Here is a 17,245-nt window from a genome sequence, read left to right on the forward strand (position 1 = left end):
CTCTTCCCATTCCGAACAGAGAAGTTAAGCCCCTCATGGCCGATGGTACTGCAATATCATGCGGGAGAGTAGGTAGCTGCCATACTTATTAAGAAGCCTTAGTGTTTATTCACTAAGGCTTCTTTGTTTTTGTATTTTTCAGGACATTCCTGATCAATAATTCTTCAACCTGCTACTATTTTATAATAGCATGCGGATTGAAAACATCTAAGCAGAAAAGCTGTACAGGATGATTCACTTTAATCCAGTTTAACACGTAGCTGTTTAAAGTTATTTACGATATCAAAAGTTCGCTCGGAACTTTCCCAATATATTATCTTACTAATTAAGAAAGATCTTATGGTGGTTATGCCGAGGGTGTTCACCTCTTCCCATTCCGAACAGAGAAGTTAAGCCCCTCATGGCCGATGGTACTGCAATATCATGCGGGAGAGTAGGTAGCTGCCATACTTATTTAAGAAGCCTTAGTGTTTATACACTAAGGCTTCTTTGTTTTATATACTCTCCCGGAAAATCATCTCTCAAAAAATCTCCCCATAAAATCATCTGTATAAAATAAAAAAAGATCCGGGATGTACCCCGGATCTTCTATCTATCTAAAATATATTTCTTAACAGTTATTTTCTTTTCCTGAAATTATCATACCAGTGTGCAATATCAACAGAAGCCCCCATTCCAAATGCCACCGGCTGAAAATATTCATTGATATTATATCCGCTATAAGTGTTATCATTTAAGGGTACCGAAACCTGCAGCTGCATCTGGAATTTCACGTACTTATAACCTACACGGAAAGTGAATGCAGGTTCATAAAAGGCTATCGGCTTTGCATTGATGTGCATAAAATTGGTCTGACCAGTAGCATCATTTTCAAATGCTTTTATCCCAATGGTACTGTTGTAAAAATTAAGTAAGGAAAAACGACTCGTAAATGCTGCTTCAAAAACAGGATGCACGAAGCCAAACCCCGGTTGTATAAATACTTTGCTGAAATGATTTCTTAGCAGATAGTCGTTAACGTTAGCACTGGGATTATTATTATAATTTCCTGCCAGGGTTTTAAAGCTTCCGCCACCATAACCAGCGTATACATCAAATACCATTCTCTTCTTCACATCGAGCGGTTTGAAAAAGCCGATGGCTCCTTCAATAACGCCACCACGTGTTTGGTGGTCTATAAACAGATCGTTGTTATTTTTAGTATCGGTATAATTGAAACCATATACATACTGCCCGTTGGCCATTATGGCAATATTATCTGTAAGCGCAAATGCTGTTTGCAGATTAGTAGGCGAAATGCTGCCTTTGAATTCATATTTCTCTTTTAGTAACGGGGCATTGACCGTATTTGGTACATAGATATGCTTATTACAGGAAGATATGGCAGCTGTTGTTAATAGCAGCAGGCCTGTGTAAAAATGATGTTTCATAAAGTTGTAGGTTGTGATATTGCTACTGTATGTACGTGTAAATCCGGGTTTTAAGATTTTACAAGGCAGAAGATTCTCTTAGTATTAGTTCTACCGGGAAAATATAGTTTTTAGTCACTTTAACGGTGTCGTCGTGGTTAATGAGCTGAACGATCGTTTCCACTGCTTTTTGTCCCATATTGTAGCCAGATTGCTCAATAGTGGTTAATGAGGGAGAAATGATGCGGGAAGACAGGTCGTTGGAGTATCCTACCACCTTTATTTGTTTGGGAACAGCAATATTCCTGTTCCTTGCTTCTTTGATGAATGCCACAGCTGAACTATCATTGGCTGTAAACATACCATCGGGTATATTGCCTTTGTCAAATAGTTGTTGCGCAGCCAGTGCAGCGGCATCCATAGTAAGGTCATGGATGTATACCAACTCTTCATCAAAAGGAATATTGTATTTTGCCAATGCTTCTTTGTAGCCTGCCAATCTTTGTTGATAAAGATTACAGGTGAGCAAGCCGGAGAAGTGCGCAATACGTTTGCAGCCTTGTTTTATCAGGTGTTCTGTAGCCAGAAATCCACCTTTGAAATCATCCCCGGTGATGGTATAGCCCTGGAAGTCTGTAGGTACACGATCGTAGAATACCAGTGGAATATTATTTTTAATGAATGGACTGAAGTGATCGAAATTAGTAGTAAACATAGAGGCTACCGCCAGGAGGCCGTCTACACGCAAAGAGTAAAAAGTATGTACCAACTCTTTTTCCATGGCCACTGTTTCATCCGACTGGCCGATAACAATACTGAATCCATATTTATGTGCTTCATGCTGAATACCACTGATAGCCGTACTCTGAAAGTACATAGATGTGCGCGGTACAATCAGACCAAGAATATTTGATCGTTTCTTGCGCAGGCTGGAGGCTATCCAGTTAGGGACGTAGCCCAGTTCTGTAGCTGCCAGTTGCACTCTTTCCCGCGTTTCCAGATTGATGAGTGGATTGTTTTGTAATGCGCGTGAAACCGTGGATGCTGACAGGTTTAATTGCTGAGCAATATCGTAAATCGTTATTTTATTGGTCCGATCTTTCACTTTTTGAGGCTTCGTGTGTAAATAATGCAGCTATATTAAGCATTTTCCTCAAGAAAAGAAATAAGAGTTGGTTTCAGCCATAATGAATGATCCCTTCCCGGTATAACCAGGAAGGGATCATTCTATTTTCGTGTATGCGTATACGTTATTTAGGATCCAGGGCACGATTGATACGTGCAATGAGGTCCTGTATATGATTGCGGGTCATAGCATCACCACTTCCGGCAGCGGCGCGTAGTTCTGTTCTGAGTGCAACGAGCTGTGCACGACCAATGCCTGCAGCATCTGATCTGGAGGAATTGGAGGGTGCATAACCACCCATCATCGGATTAGCAGGTGCGGGAGGTGCTACCAGTTCTGTCAGGTTATCCACATAGGCGCGTTGCAGATTTCTGCGGTAAACATCTACCGGCTGATGCGCATATATTTCAGTGAAAATGCTCTTTTTTAACTCGTTCAGCATATCACTGGCCTGGTAAGCCTGGCTACCCAATGCTGCTTCACCATTGATCAGTTTATTGATGGTATTGGTACCCATAAGTCTGTCCAGTATTGGTTCCTGACGGGAGAGAATGAGAGATGGTCCATCACCGCCTATACGGCTCAGCAAATCCTGGTTCAGTAACCATTTAGGTGTAGTGAACAGCTGTTTATTCAGGAACTGTATGGCCTCTTTTTGTATTGCTTTTGGCACAAATTCATAGACAGCTCCATCCTGTTCTACTGTTTTAGGAGTTTCATAAATACCGCCTACGTTTTTAGCTACATGGCCCATATAACGACTAAACTGACCGGCTACTTCTTTGTACAGTTCACCCAGGTTGGAATAGCCTTCGTTTTCTACCTTCGTCCAGGTGAGGAGGTTAGGCATAATACGTTGCAGATTTTTGATACCGTATCCACTTGCTATCATAGCATTGTCTCCCAGATCTTCATTCTGTGATCTTGGATCATCAGGATTAGATTCGGTACCGAACCAATACTTTTTATCCTTCAGTTTTTCTACCGTCCATTTATTCAGGATAGGTTTTTCGGCTTCCGGACTCTTAGCGTCAGGAAGTAGTTTATAGCCCCATTCGATTGCCCATTTATCGTAGAAGTTGATACGTGGGTAGAGGTCAGCACCACTAATGCCATCACCTGGTTGTGCTACGTAGTTAAAGCGTGCGTAATCCATGATAGAGGCTGCATGACCATTCTTCTTTACCCATTCTTTATCGCGTAGTTTTTCAACGGGATAAGTTGAGCTGGAGCCGAAGTTGTGACGCAAACCTAGTGTATGTCCTACTTCATGAGAGGATACAAAGCGGATGAGTTCACCCATGAGTTCATCGCTGAATTGCATATTGCGTGCACGCGGATCATTTGGAGATGCCTGTACAAAGTACCAGTTGCGCAGTAAATGCATCACGTTATGATACCAGTTGATATGGCTTTCGATGATTTCACCGGAGCGGGGATCGTGTACGTGCGGACCGCTTGCATTAGGTACATCAGAAGGTTTGTATACGATAGCAGAAAATCTTGCATCTTCGATAGACCAGGTAGAATCTTCAGCTTTGGTAGGTGCCATTTTAGCGATGATTGCATTCTTGAAACCAGCTTGTTCAAAAGCGCTCTGCCAGTCGTTTACACCCATGATCAGGTATTTACGCCATTTTTCAGGAGTCGCCGGATCGATGTAGAATACGATTTGTTTTTTAGGTTCTACCAGTTCACCGCGCTTGTATTTTTCCATGTCTTCCGGTTTGGGTTCCAGGCGCCAGCGGGTGATCATTTGTAATCTTTTAACACCTTGTGGATCTGCATCAAAGTCTGTTACACCGGTAGTGAAGTAGCCAACACGCGGATCAAAGTAACGTGGCTGCATAGGTACTGCAGGCAGCAATACGATGGAGCTGTTTAGTTCTACAGTAGCGTTGCCGCCTGGAGCGGGCGGCATACCTGGCATTGGCATACCACCGCTTTTGCTGTATGTTTTTACTGTTTTTATTTCGGTGTTCATCGGATAAGATTTTACATCGGAGATGTAAGATTTATCCGGTTGTACGCCACCGAGTTTCAGCGCGTTTTTCACCTGACCGTCGAAGAATAGTATTTCGTTGTCGCCGCTGATGTATTCTGTGAGATCAACGACACTACCATTGTTATTTTTAGAGAATGCTTTGATATCAAAAGCGGCAACGATAGGCTGCAGGTTTGAGTTCATCACAGACGTAAACATGGGTTGTGTAGAGTCTTTTGAAACATCTGCGTAGGAGATATTTTTCAGGAAGATGCGATTGTTGGGTCCTTTTTCGAATCGGATTACATTCTCGCCGATGATATCACCACTGAAGCCCATCATCTGGGAACGTAGTCCTGCGGCGGATTTGGATATACGGTTTACAACCAGTATATCTCTTCCGAGTAAGGAATCCGGGATTTCAAAAAAGAAGTGGTCATCCAGTTTATAGATGTTAAATAAACCTGAATCAGCTTTTGCTTTATCGGTGATTACTTCGCCAAATGGTTTCACGCCTGGTTTAGGGCCAGGTTTGATCATGGGAGGTTTACCGGTAGAATCTTTAGTTGCAGCAGGAGTAGTTGACGCAGGTGTGGTGGAATGTTTTTTCCGCTGTGCATTTGCAGGGCTGTAAGCTGCCGAGCCCAGACAGATAGCGCCTGTGACGGCGATCAGGAGTTTGTTGTGAAGTGGGTTGCTCATTACTGTTTTTAATAATTGGTTTTTGGTTACTTACATGTTTTTTTCAAAACGCTTTGCAAGTACGTATATAAAGTATTAACTTATCAGGAAAATCCATAAGCGCATTAATGGCTATAGGAATGGAAAAAAAACGACAGGAAATGATAGTGTGTGCGGCTAAACAATAGTTGTCGCTGCAACTATTTTATGTAAGCATTTATTATTATAAGAAATAATAAGTTTATATGGGGCAGATGAGTTATGGGAAGATGATGTCCGCAACGGTATTGAATTTGAAGTTAAAGCGTGTGAAAATAATGGATGTTGCATGCTAAAAGCAATTAGCTTCCGCCGAAACTGTTGACTGGCGCGGAAATAAATAAGTTATCAGAATTGTAAGATTTCTGTTGGAACATTTGAATTTTTTCTTAAATTGTGCGTCCAACTTTGAAAAAAATCAAACGATTTCAATTCATAGGGACAGTAACAATCAGTTGAGAGGCTGCAACATTGGTTTTTTCGCTTAAGTAAGTGCTTGCTCTAAAAAAAACGAGAGATAAAAAGCCTTGTGATGGGGCTTTTGCGTGTGAAAGTTAATTTTTGTGGGTTTTTTTGGGCTGCACTTGTTTTTTTGGGTCAACCTTATAACTTTGCGAATCACTGATTAAAACAGTAAATTGGGTACTGAGGGGCATTTCAGTAAAGCGTAATTAGTAACTTCTAACAAACAATAGTTTAATTTTTAACACTAAAATTTCAATCAACATGGCTGAGACTAAAACAACTGTGACTGCAGCTACAGCTAAGGCTTCTCATCAACCTAAAAAGTCATCCAACCTGTTCGCGACGTTGGCTGTGCCTATCTGCTTAGTGATAGGTTTTCTGTTTTACTTTTTTGTATTAGGTAACCCAGCCAACTTCCAGGGTAACAATCCTGAAGGACATCCGGTTGATTCTGGTATCGGCAAATGGTTTGCTACTGTTTACAAAGGTGGTTTGATCGTACCAATCCTCATCTCCGTATTACTGGTTTGTCTGACTTTCGTGATTGAGCGTTTTCTTTACCTGTCAAAAGCAAAAGGTAAATTCAGCGGTTCTGAACTGGTACGTAAAGTACAGTATCACCTGGCTAACCGCAATATAGATGCAGCACTGGCTGAGTGTGACAAGCAACAAGGTTCTGTGGGTAATGTACTGAAAGCTGGTCTGAAAAAGTACAAAGAAATGGTTTCAAATACTGAACTGGATACAGACCAGAAGATTCTGACCATTAAAAACGAAATTGAAGAAACAACTGCATTGGAATTGCCAATGATGGAAAAGAACCTGGTGTTCCTGTCTACTATTGCATCCGTAGCTACCCTGTTAGGTCTGTTCGGTACAGTATTGGGTATGATCCGTGCGTTCGCAGCAATGTCTTCCGGTGGTGCACCAGACTCTGCACAGCTGGCAGGTGGTATCTCTGAAGCATTGATCAACACTGCACTGGGTATCGGTACTTCCGCTGTAGCGATTGTAATGTACAACTACTTTACTACCAATATCGATAGCATCACTTACGCTATTGACGAATCTGGCTTTACTTTGACACAAAGCTTTGCTGCTAATCATAAATAATCTGAGATTATTTTGTGGAAAGTAAGCGGTTTTGAATCTATTTAAAGTAAACCATAAAACAGAGTAAAGATGCCTAAAGTTAAAATGCCAAGGAAAAGCACCGCCATTGACATGACAGCAATGTGTGATGTGGCTTTCCTGCTATTAACCTTCTTTATGCTGGCAACGAAGTTCAAACCGGATGAGCCGGTAACGGTAGTTACTCCATCCTCTATTAACACAACCCTTTTGCCTGATTCTGATGTGTTGTTATTCACAGTAGACAAGGACGGCAGAGTGTTTTTCAGTATGGATGGCCAGCCTAAAAGAAGAAAGCTGATAGAAGATCTGAACACGCAGTACAAACTGGGTCTGGATGAAAAAGAAATCAAAAACTTTGTAACCGGAGCTAGTGTTGGCACCCCTATCAAAGATCTGAAAGCGTATCTTTCTCTGAGTGAGGAAAAGCGTAAAGGATCAGGACTTGATAAAGGTATCCCAACAGATTCTGCTAATAATGAATTAGGCGCCTGGATTGAGTATGGCAACGCAGCGCAAGGTGGTACTAACTTCAGCAGGCTGAAGTATTGCATCAAGGCTGATAACCAAACTCCTTATCCTAAGATCAAGGAAATTCTGGAAACGTTCAAACAGAAACATATCCAGAAGCTGAACCTAGTAACAAACCTGGAAGAAGCACCTAAAGGTACCGCTGCGTGGGAAGAGCAACAACGAGCTTCTAAAAAGTAAACGGCAGTAATTGCTTCCTGATATGGAAGACTGCTGATTTAAGAACTAAATAAAATTGGCTACTATGGCAGAAATGGATACCAGTAGTAGTGGTGGGAAAGGGAAGAAACACGGTGGAACGAAATCCAAAAAACAGTCTACCCGTGTAGATATGACGCCCATGGTGGATTTAGGTTTTCTGTTGATTACCTTCTTCATGCTTACCACTACCATGTCCAAGCCCAAAACAATGGACTTGATCATGCCAAAAGATACCAAGGATGAAAAGGACCAGAACAAAGTAAAAGAAAGTACGGCCCTGACCATCTTGCTTGGAAAAAACGATCGTGTTTATTATTACGAAGGTTTAGCACAAGACCCGAATGCATCTGCTAATCCTGAGTTCTTCAAGGCAACATCTTTTGCCAACAAAGGAGGAATCAGAGAAGAGATCATTAAAAAGCGGGACGAAGTTGCGAAACTGAGAAATGCAAAAGGTGAACCAGAAGATGTAGTTGTGATTATTAAGGCTGATGATGACGCCAATTATAAGAACTTCGTGGATATCCTTGACGAAATGGCGATCAACAGGATACAACGTTATGCTACTGTAGACATCAGCGACCAGGATAAAAACTGGATCAAGTCTACTGAAAAAGCAAATGGCGTTCAATAGTCTTATGGAATTAATAAATTTTTTGCATCCATCATAAAACATTAACAATGGATTCTGCTAAAGTCTTAAAGTCCGATTTTCTTGATATCCTGTTTGACGGCAGGAATAAAGAATATGGGGCGTACGATTTGCGGAGGCAGTATAACAAGCGTGTGCGGAATGCCATTTTGGGAACCGCGTCTTTGTTTTTTATATTCTTCGCAGCGTACCTGATAACACAGTGGGTTAAAGCGGCTGAGGGAAATAATCTCAAGAAGCCGGTGATCCAGGAAATCAAGATGGAGGATGTTAAGTTGCCGGATGATCCGAAAACTCCACCTCCACCTCCACCACCGCCAGCGCCGCCGCCACCAGTAAAACCGTCAGTACAGTTCACTCCTCCGGTGATTAAGAAAGATAATGAAGTACCACCGGATGAAGAACCTCCTAAACACGAGGACATTAAGGACAAAGCCATCAGTACTAAAACTGTGGAAGGTGATCCAAACGGAGTAGATCCGGGATTACTGGAAGATAGTAAAGGTACAGGTGTGGTAGGCCCGCCTCCTGCTCCTGCTAAAGAGGAAATTTTCACTTTCGTAGAGCAACCTCCAACCTTCCCGGGTGGAGAGGAAGCACTGGCTAAGTATCTGAGTAAAAATATTCGTTATCCACGCGTTGCGCAGGAAAACGGTATCTCCGGTACAGTGTTCGTTCAGTTCGTCGTAGATTCTGAAGGTAACATTAAAGATGTAAAAACAGTAGGTGCCGCAAAAGGCGGTGGCCTGGAAGAAGAAGCTGTTCGTGTGGTGAGAACCATGCCAAAATGGAAAGCTGGTAAGCAAAATGGCCGCCAGGTTTCTGTACAGTTCAATCTCCCTATCCGCTTTACGCTGCAAGAGTAGTACTGTATTAAAACATTATAATCAAAAGCCCCGTCTCAACTTTCGTTGAGACGGGGCTTTTGATTTTTGGGATAATTGGTGATCGGTATGATTGTGTGTAAATTTGTGCCCTTTGGGAATATTGATAAATTAATAAACAGGTATGCTGGGTAAACTAACAGGATTTGATGATACCATTGTGGCAGTAGCTACTGCGCCGGGTTTGGGTGCCATTGCGGTGATAAGGCTCAGCGGCAGTAATGCTTATAGTATCTGTAATGGATTATTTCCTGCCAGGGACCTTACCCTCGAGGCCAGTCACACCCTGCATTTTGGCAGCATAGTAGCCGCCGGCCGTGTAATTGATGAAGTAGTAGTGAGCCTGTATAAAGGTCCGCGTTCCTATACCGGAGAAGATGTTATAGAGATTTCCTGTCACGGTTCCCCCTACATACAGCAACAAATCATTGATGCCACTATACAAGCCGGGGCGCGCCTGGCTAAACCGGGTGAATTTACCCAACGTGCCTTCCTGAACGGTAAGCTGGATCTTACCCAGGCAGAATCAGTAGCCGATCTGATAGCCAGTAACTCCGCCGCCTCACACCAAACCGCGATGCAACAAATGCGTGGCGGCTTCTCAAAAGAACTGCATGCCTTACGCGAGCAATTAATTACCTTTTCTGCCCTTATAGAGCTTGAGCTGGACTTCAGCCAGGAAGATGTGGAATTTGCCGATCGTACGGGCTTATATGCCCTTATAACGAATGCTACCAGCGTGCTTCAACACCTGATAGATTCTTTCCGGATGGGTAATGTCATCAAGAATGGTGTTAATACCGCTATTGTAGGTAAACCCAATGCAGGAAAATCTACCCTGCTGAATACCCTCCTCAACGAAAACAGAGCAATCGTTAGCGAAATTGCAGGCACCACCCGCGATACTATTGAAGAGATATTAAATATTGAAGGGATATTGTTCCGTCTTATTGATACTGCCGGCATCCGCGAAAGCATGGATACTATTGAAAGTATCGGCGTGCAAAAGACAATGGAGAAGATCAAAGAAGCAGGCGTAGTAGTTTACCTGTTTGATGTGAATGAACTAACTGCTACGGATATACGTAATCAGGTAGCCGCATTTAAAACAGATAACATTAATCATCTGCTGGTAGGTAATAAAACAGATGTAACCGGCGAAGCAGCCGTTCGTACTAAATTTGCAGACATCCCTGATATTCTTTTTATCTCCGCAAAAAATCATGCACATATCCAGGATCTGAAAGATGCACTGGTACAAAAAGTAATGGGCGGCGATATTAATACAGAAGATACCATCATTACCAATGCTCGTCATTATGCTGCATTACAGGAAGTGCTGAGGTCATTGCAGGATGTGAAACAAGGAATGGATAATGGTTTGCCGGGAGATTTATTGTCGTTGGATATACGCCTTTGTTTGCATTACCTGGGAGAGATAACAGGAGAGGTGACGAATGAAGATAGGTTGGATTATATTTTTAGTAAGTTTTGTATCGGCAAATAGGAGCGTTCCTATACTTTTCCTATTCTTCCCAAACTCAATGCAGTAAACGATTTTAGCCGAATAAATTTTATATATTTCCCACTGTTCTTTTTAGGTTAAAGAAAAAGAAGTTAATCAGGAATTAACTATGAAGAAATTCGGGAATTCCAGATTTTTTTAAGAAAAACTGTTAAAAGCATTTGAGATTATTGTTATCCCAGACGTAAGCCGGTCTGTTGAGACCACCGATATGGATGACAGGTATTAAAATTTGAATGATAAGATGGTCTGAGATCCCATCTTCTCCGACGCTTCAAATATTCTCCTTATTTAAGTACAATCGGGCCCCCGAAACACTATTAAACGTTTCTTTATTTAGGCGGATAGGTTTACTAATGGTTCTAATAGGTTTACTAATGGTTCTATTTTAATAAAGAATAATTCTATCTTAACTTCTTTCTAAAAAAGTTGTTAAAAAATTGCGCGACTTGAAAAACTTTATATAGGTTTGAGAAAGAAGAAAAAGAGCATTAGGAGCAAAGGAAAAAGCGGATCAGTTCTTTTTTACTGATAGCTAAAACGTTTAACTAAAGACTGTTTAGCATATTTCGTCCAGCGCATATCAACCTACAACATTTTATTTCCTAGACTGTAAATTCAAATTTCACTAAATAGCCAGATTTTTTTTATCAATCATTTGTTATTTGTATATGCACGTTAAGATATTTATATCATCAGTAGCGCTGGTGAACGATAAGTGATGTCTTTTAAGCAGGACGCCTTTATTCCGTTTTAATAAGTCAAGTCAGCCAAACATTGGTTTTTGTGTTATGAAATAGCGCAATAGCTACTGCTTTTGCAAAAAAAGTATGAACTAAAAGAATGAGTACTGAACATACAAAATGGTACCCATATAGATCCAACCATTATCAGCAGGGATTGAAACTGCGTGGAAGAGTGGGTAACGGTCTTACAGGTTATAGCGCTGAAACCTTGAACAAAGCTGAGTATCCTTTGTCATTTGGAGGGAGTGGTGCATATAGTACCATATACAACGTGTGTAACATTGTATATGGTGACTTATTACTGTCTTACAACCAACCAATGCTGGCCTTGCCCAGGAATACTGGTTCCGCCTAACGCATCAAAAAAATACTATCTCTGCCAACTCTACATAGAAGATTCCCATTTATAATACTATACCAAAATCAGTTCTATTCAATTTTTAAAATTAAAAACGATGCAGTCAACCAAAAGATGTCTATTGCTTTTTATGCTCTTTTGCATAGGAAGCATGTTTGCCTATGGGCAGGGAAAAATGACGGTTTCAGGCACCATCAAGGACGCAACCGGCAATGTTCTTGAAGGAGCTACCGTGAGCGAAAAAGGCACATCCAATTGGGTGCCGACCGGCAAGGGAGGTAGCTTTACCATCAATGTAAAACCAGATGCCAAACTGGTTATTTCTTATGTTGGGTTTGTAACCCAGGAATTGCAGGCCACATCTTCTATGCAGATAACGCTGGTGGCCAGTATCCGGAGTACTGAAGAGGTAGTTGTTACTGCCTTGGGTATCAAAAAACAATCTAAAGCGTTAGGTTATGCGGTGTCTAAAATCGATAATGACAGGATTATGGCCAGCGGTACACCTACCAATGCTTTACAGGCACTCTACGGGGCTGCACCCGGTGTGCAGGTTGCAGCTACGGCAGCCGGTCCTTCTGCTGGAATGAAAATCAACATTCGTAATGCGGTATCTTTTGATCAAAATTCATCAACGCGTCCACTTATTGTTGTAGATGGTGTTCCCATTCACGACCAGAATACGCAAATGGGGTACGGGGCTACTGATCGTGATAATGGAACCGGTATTAACGACATCAACCCTGATGACATTGCTTCTATGGAAATTTTGAAAGGAGCTAAAGCATCCGTACTATACGGTAGTGAAGGTGCCAATGGTGTTGTGCTGATTACCACTAAAAGCGGCACCAAAGGGAAAGGCCTGGGAGTGGCGGCTTCTTATACAACTTCATGGGATCGCGCAGCGTTCCTTCCTAAATTACAAAATGAATATGGAACAGGCTCCAGTCCCAGTAACTCAAGGAATGACGCTCAGGGATATTATCTTGATGCGAATGGAAAAAGGGCGCTGGCAACTACATTTGGAGATGGTTTTGGAGCGGCTGCATTTGGACCAAAATTCGACCCAAGCGTGAAGCTTATATGGTGGGATGGTGTAGAAAGACCATGGCAGGCACAAACCAAAAATATCTATAATGATCTTTACCAAACCGGGCATCAAAACACAACAAATGTGGCTTTAAGTGGGGGGAACGATCAGGGACAGATCCGTTTTTCATACACTAATTTAAGTATGACGCCGATCAGGCCAGGTTCAGATTATAACAAAAATACTTTTAGTCTTAATACGTCATACAAGTTAAACGATAACATCACCCTTAAATATACTGGTAACTTTTATATTTCCAAAAACCTGAATGCTGCCAACCTGAGTACAATGAACGGGGAAGGTCAGCAGGCAGAGATTGGGGCATTTAGCGCTGATATCAATGTAGGCTTGTTAAAGTCGCATTTGCTGACGCCTGATGGATATAATTACTTTGCCAATCCAAGCCAGAGAAATTTAATCTCCAATGGCAGGAAGGGAGTAGTAGGTTATCTCTGGGATCAGCTCCAGAATCAATCTATTTTTACAAGACTGCACAATATCCAGTCGTTATCTGCTGATATAAAACTCACCAATATATTTAGTGCCACATTAATGGGAGGGATAGATTATAGCACGGAGAGGAATGAATATAAAGGTAAATTGTTAGATCCGCAGTTAATAGGGCCTAATAGTGGTTTCATGTACAGTGATGTAACGAATATCTACAAGAATACCTATGGCCAGGGTATGCTTAACTTCAATACCAAAATAAATAGTGATTTTGATTTGTCTGGTTTTGTGGGTGGAGTAATCAGAAAAAATTACACAGAAGGGAAAGGTGCATCTGTGAATGGTTACGGACAGCTTGTTATTCCTAACTATTTCTCATTTAATAATTTACCATTAGGTGTGCAGCCTCAGTACCAGTTTACCAACGGGCAGGATATGTTATATAGCTTATTGGCGTCAGCACAGTTGGCATGGAGAAACCAGGTGTATATAGAAGCCCAGGCGAGACAAGACTGGTCATCTATTTTGCCTCCAAATCAGAATAGTTATTTCTACCCTGGTATAAGTGCAGCATGGATCTTTAGCGAAAGCCTGAAATTGCCGGCAATGTTTGAATATGCCAAAGTAAGGGCATCATGGGCGGATGTAGGTCGTCCGGGTCCACGCTATTTCAGCAACGTGAACTATGCTACCTCTCAAACTGGTGGTGGCTATGTGTTGACTCCTCCATCCGATCTTCCTCCAATGGATGCCAACGGCAATCCAAATTTAAAACCTGAGCGTAAGCGTGAATTTGAAGTAGGTTTTGAAACTTACCTGTTCCAAAACAGAAGAATTGGTGTGGACTTCTCTTATTACAAATCAAATATCTACGACCAGATCATGGCGGTAGCTGCACCTCCGGGAATGGGTGTTAAAAATGTTCGTATGAATGCTGGTAACGTGATGAACAAAGGATGGGAGTTGGCTATTAAAACAAAACCAATTTTAACGAAAAATTTTGAGTGGGATGTGAACCTGATGTTTGCACACGGTAAAACTTATGTTGAAAAACTGGATGGCAAACTGCAGTCTCTCACATTGTGGAATTCATTCGGCGCAGTGAATACGGTGGCTAATGTAGGTCAGGAATATGGTCAGATTTACCTGACTAAGTCAACCTACACTTACAACAATCCCAATGATTCAAAAGATCCAAACAATGGAAAAAAAGTGGTAAATGCTGCTGGATCGGCCTATGACTATAAGAGCACAGCAAAATTGATCGGCAAAACAATTCCTGATGTAACAGGAGGACTTTTCAATTCTTTTGCCTACAAAAATATACGTCTTATTGCAAATATAGACTACCAGTTTGGCGCTACTTTCCTGTCAGGCTCAGAAACCTATATGATGGCAGCCGGTGCGTTAAACGAAACATTGAAATATAGAGATGCGGCACACGGTGGAGCTGCTTATTATTTAGATGCAAATTCTAAGAAAGTGGCAGGTACAAACCCTAATGGACCAACCTTTCACGACGGTGTGATATTGGATGGTGTTGGCACTGATGGCAAACAGAACACTAAAGTGGTTTCTGCTGATAATTATTATTACGATTCTTATTTTTCAAATGGCTTCTTCCCTGAAGACAGGATCTTTAAAAGCGATTACGTAGCACTGCGTAATGTAGCCATCGATTACACTTTGAGCTCAAAGATTTCTCACAAGATCCGCATGAGCAGCCTGATAGTATCAGTTTTTGCAAACAATGTAGCTTACCTCTACAAAGCTGCACCAAATTCAACACCTGAATCAACTAACGGCACAGGCTGGGGCGTGGGTTCCTATGGAACAACTGCATTACCATCACAGCGTTCAATAGGTATTTCTATCAAAACTAAATTCTAAAAACAACTAAGATGAAATACATACATTTGAAATCATTTTTCTTGCTTACGTTGTTACTATCTTCTGTGGCATGTAAGAAGAAACTGGATGACTTATATCAAAATCCTGATGGTTATTCGAAAGATATGGCTGATAAGTCCGGAGTAAGCGTTATTGCCGGCTTCTTCACTTCTCAACTAACCCAGGGATTCTTCCTGAGTGGTGATTATGGTTCTGTTTACCACCAGGTAAGAAGTGGAGAGAGGACTATGGCAAATGCCATCCAGGTTTATAACACCACTACTGAAGGGGCTCCTTACGCGCTCAAAGATGTTGAGCATGACTGGGGCACAGGCGGTTTTAACGAATCTGTTTTTAACTTTGTTAATACGCAATGGATTACGCCCATACTTTGGGCCCAACGTGAATACAACAACACGCCACAAGCTAAACGGACTAATTTAGATAGTCTGTATATCACCTTACTGCATGTTTTGAAAGGTTATGCCTACCAAAGGGCAACCGACATGTACGATAAGATCCCCTACATAGAAACAGGTTCAGCAGGCGGGCTTGATGGCATTAAGGCAAAATACCTGGGCCAATCGGACATCTATCCGAAAATAATCAGCGATTTTAAAAACGCAGAAGCAGTGCTGACAACGCTGACACTTTCTGCTACCGAGCAGGCATCATTTAACCAACAGGATATCATTTTTGGCGGAAATATTTTAAAATGGCGTAAGTATATTAATTCATTAAGGTTGCGCTGTGCCATGAATGTAAGCGAAGTTTTGCCTGCGCTCACAACACAGGTGCTTACCGACCTGCAAGGCAAGCCCTTGCTGAGCGACTATAACGATGTGGCTGGTGTGGCCGATATAGCCGTTATTGCATTGAATCGTATTTGTAACGAATTAGGTATTACACGTGCTTTCAGGGAAAGGGGGGGTGATTGCCATGCCGGGAAGAAATTCCTGCAGGACGTGATGTATTGTCAGCCAACCATGGGCAGTAAAGTGATAAACGGACAAACGTTATCCTATTTTAGCGGTGATAATTCCGCAACAGGTTTATCGAATGGTACTGTTGACCCACGTGTTGCTTATATCTTCGCTCCGGACTGGAGTGGCAGATACCTGGGGGTTGATACAAAATGGGATGGCAATAAGGATCCAAATAGTTATTTAAATCAAGTTTTGCGTGGCTACTACATCAACGATCCTATTTTGACCGATATTTCAAAAACAACCTTTAATTATGGCGTAAATAAGTCAATCCAATTGGATGCAGCGTCAAAAGCAGATCTGAGTAAACGAGAGTCATTCCTGTTAAATGCACTTCGCAGCGCCGTTGCCAATGGCGATGACAATGATGGGAACGTAGGTACAGCAAACAACCTGGTTGCCGAGTACAATGTTCGCCCGCAATTCAACTTTGCACTAAAATATCCAACCATCCATGCGGTTGAAACAGAGCTTTCACTGGCTGAAGCGGCAGTAAGAGGTTTCGGTCAGCTGAATGGTGCTGCCCGCGATCACTACAAGAATGCGATTATCTTATCCTGCAAATATTGGTATGAATTGAATAACTCAAATCAATATTCTAAGACAACTTTACCGGCCATGCCAACAACCATGGATGATTCGAGAATCAATGCCAAGCCTGCAATGGAATATAATGCAAGTGTTTATGCGGAGAATGCAGCGCAGAAATTTGATGCTATGTCAGCCAATCAAAAAGTTCAGGCAATTTTTAATCAGCTTCAACTGCATTACAATATGTTGAACTTTGAAGTGCCCTATACCGCTGCCCGCAGGTTAATTAAATACCTGGGTACCAATCCGGCTTCCATGTATGAAATATTCAAGTGGAAAGAAAGAATGACTTATCCAAGTAGCGTTCAGGCTTCCGATCCAGAAGGTTGGTCAATTATTAGTCCTTCTAATAATCCGGATCTCCCGGTATGGTTTACAGGCCGTACTACCAAATGGAAGAATGCATTGGAATAAGAATAAGTGGTCTTGAAAACACAAAAAAAGAGAACATCTCAAAAATAAAATGTGTAAAACAAGATCTCCCGGCAGGTGAAACAAACATAGCC

Annotated in this window: 11 protein-coding genes and 2 rRNA genes; 10 read left to right on the forward strand and 3 right to left on the reverse strand. The window is 41.8% G+C overall.

The features are described 5' to 3' along the window. Both rrf (CLV51_RS08550) and rrf (CLV51_RS08555) read left to right on the forward strand, forming a co-directional pair. A 5S ribosomal RNA gene (rrf, locus tag CLV51_RS08550) occupies window positions 1-85 on the forward strand; the annotation flags it as partial. Between the two features lie 253 nt (window positions 86-338). Further along, window positions 339-450 (forward strand): 5S ribosomal RNA (gene rrf, locus CLV51_RS08555). Window positions 451-617: 167 nt separating this feature from the next. Here the strand turns inward: rrf (CLV51_RS08555) and CLV51_RS08560 are convergent. The 3 genes from CLV51_RS08560 to CLV51_RS08570 form a co-directional block, all read right to left on the reverse strand. Continuing rightward, complete coding sequence (locus CLV51_RS08560) at window positions 618-1,430, reverse strand: hypothetical protein (RefSeq protein ID WP_106527637.1); 813 nt, start codon at window positions 1,428-1,430, stop codon at window positions 618-620. A gap of 58 nt (window positions 1,431-1,488) precedes the next feature. Then, window positions 1,489-2,514, reverse strand: a complete 1,026-nt coding sequence (locus tag CLV51_RS08565) for a LacI family DNA-binding transcriptional regulator (RefSeq protein WP_106527638.1) — start codon at window positions 2,512-2,514, stop codon at window positions 1,489-1,491. A 145-nt stretch (window positions 2,515-2,659) separates the two neighbouring features. Continuing rightward, window positions 2,660-5,221: a zinc-dependent metalloprotease gene (locus tag CLV51_RS08570; protein ID WP_106527639.1), complete on the reverse strand. Its 2,562-nt coding sequence runs from the start codon at window positions 5,219-5,221 to the stop codon at window positions 2,660-2,662. 744 nt (window positions 5,222-5,965) lie between these two features. Between CLV51_RS08570 and CLV51_RS08575 the strand changes: the two genes are divergently transcribed. The 8 genes from CLV51_RS08575 (at window position 5,966) to CLV51_RS08610 (ending at window position 17,153) form a co-directional block, all read left to right on the forward strand. Beyond that, a complete protein-coding gene (locus CLV51_RS08575; protein WP_106527640.1) occupies window positions 5,966-6,817 on the forward strand; it encodes a MotA/TolQ/ExbB proton channel family protein in 852 nt (283 codons plus the stop codon). Between the two features lie 69 nt (window positions 6,818-6,886). Beyond that, a complete protein-coding gene (locus CLV51_RS08580) occupies window positions 6,887-7,546 on the forward strand; it encodes an ExbD/TolR family protein (protein ID WP_106527641.1) in 660 nt (219 codons plus the stop codon). A gap of 64 nt (window positions 7,547-7,610) precedes the next feature. Further along, the gene (locus tag CLV51_RS08585; RefSeq protein WP_106527642.1) at window positions 7,611-8,201 is read left to right on the forward strand and encodes an ExbD/TolR family protein; all 591 of its coding nucleotides are present in this window, start codon (window positions 7,611-7,613) and stop codon (window positions 8,199-8,201) included. 47 nt (window positions 8,202-8,248) lie between these two features. Then, window positions 8,249-9,085, forward strand: a complete 837-nt coding sequence (locus CLV51_RS08590; RefSeq protein WP_106527643.1) for an energy transducer TonB — start codon at window positions 8,249-8,251, stop codon at window positions 9,083-9,085. A gap of 142 nt (window positions 9,086-9,227) precedes the next feature. Further along, window positions 9,228-10,610: a tRNA uridine-5-carboxymethylaminomethyl(34) synthesis GTPase MnmE gene (mnmE, locus tag CLV51_RS08595; protein ID WP_106527644.1), complete on the forward strand. Its 1,383-nt coding sequence runs from the start codon at window positions 9,228-9,230 to the stop codon at window positions 10,608-10,610. Window positions 10,611-11,471: 861 nt separating this feature from the next. Further along, complete coding sequence (locus CLV51_RS08600; RefSeq protein WP_106527645.1) at window positions 11,472-11,729, forward strand: hypothetical protein; 258 nt, start codon at window positions 11,472-11,474, stop codon at window positions 11,727-11,729. Between the two features lie 100 nt (window positions 11,730-11,829). Then, window positions 11,830-15,162, forward strand: a complete 3,333-nt coding sequence (locus CLV51_RS08605; protein ID WP_106527646.1) for a SusC/RagA family TonB-linked outer membrane protein — start codon at window positions 11,830-11,832, stop codon at window positions 15,160-15,162. 11 nt (window positions 15,163-15,173) lie between these two features. Further along, complete coding sequence (locus CLV51_RS08610; protein ID WP_106527647.1) at window positions 15,174-17,153, forward strand: SusD/RagB family nutrient-binding outer membrane lipoprotein; 1,980 nt, start codon at window positions 15,174-15,176, stop codon at window positions 17,151-17,153. The last annotated feature ends 92 nt before the right edge of the window (window positions 17,154-17,245 follow it).

The organism is Chitinophaga niastensis, assembly GCF_003014755.1.
Taxonomy (GTDB): Bacteria; Bacteroidota; Bacteroidia; order Chitinophagales; family Chitinophagaceae; genus Chitinophaga; species Chitinophaga niastensis.